The organism is Sphingomonas paucimobilis NBRC 13935, from assembly GCF_000739895.2.
GTDB lineage: Bacteria > Pseudomonadota > Alphaproteobacteria > Sphingomonadales > Sphingomonadaceae > Sphingomonas > Sphingomonas paucimobilis.
The window spans coordinates 1-1,043 of the sequence record NZ_BBJS01000066.1 but is presented as its reverse complement, the minus strand read 5'-3'; the positions used below and the strand labels follow the sequence as shown (position 1 = coordinate 1,043).

Below are 1,043 nucleotides of genomic sequence, written 5' to 3'. Positions count from 1 at the left end.
CCGCGTCAAGGACGTGGGCCAGGTCGTGATCGGCGGTGCGGTCCGCACCGGATCCGGCAGTCGCATGGGATCGGAAGCGGTCATCTCGACCGTGCTGATGCTGGTGGGCGACAACAGCCGCATCGTCGCGACCGATGCCGCCGAGAAGCTGACGCAGATCAACAAGGCGCTGCCGCCCGACGTGTTCGCCGAGCCGGTCTACAACCGGTCCAAGCTGGTCAACGCGACGATCGCGACGGTCGAAAAGAACCTCACAGAAGGCGCGCTGCTCGTCATCGTCGTGCTGTTCCTGCTGCTCGGCAACATCCGCGCCGCGCTCATCACCGCTGCGGTCATCCCGATCACTATGCTGATGACGGCCGCCGGCATGAACGGGCTGGGCGTATCGGGCAACCTGATGAGCCTTGGAGCGCTCGACTTCGGGCTGATCGTCGACGGCGCCGTCATCATCGTCGAGAATGCGCTTCGCCGCCTCGCCGAGCGCCAGGAGCATGAAGGCCGGCTTCTCACCCGCGACGAGCGGATGGAGGAAACGACACTCGCGGCCAAGGAGATGGTGCGGCCGACCGTTTATGGTCAGCTCATCATCTTCCTCGTCTTCGTGCCGCTGCTCACCTTCCAGGGCGTTGAGGGCAAGACGTTCGCGCCGATGGCGATCACGTTGATGGTGGCGCTCGCCTCCGCTTTCGTCCTGTCGCTGACCTTCGTTCCCGCGATGATCGCGATCGTCGTCAAGGGCCGGGTCAGCGAGACGGAAGTGAAGCCGATCCGCTGGTTCAAGGAACGCTACGCCCCCGTGCTGGGCAGGGCCGTAGCTCGGCCGATGCCCTTCATTCTGGGCGGTGTCGGCGTGTTCGTCGCGGCAGTGCTGAGCTTTGGCTTGCTCGGCGAGGAGTTCATGCCGCAGCTCGACGAGAAGGACATAACCGTCACCAACTTCCGCGTGCCATCGGCGTCGATCGATCAGTCGACACAGATGCAGCTTCAGATCGAGAATGCATTGAAGACGCTGCCGGAGGTGGCGCTGGTCTTCTCTAAGAACC

Annotated in this window: 1 protein-coding gene; it reads left to right on the top strand. The window is 63.9% G+C overall.

Annotated elements, in window-relative coordinates; all coding sequences use genetic code 11:
* A partial coding sequence (locus tag SP6_RS19355; protein ID WP_042469539.1) for an efflux RND transporter permease subunit occupies window positions 1-1,043 on the top strand: 1,043 nt, incomplete at both ends.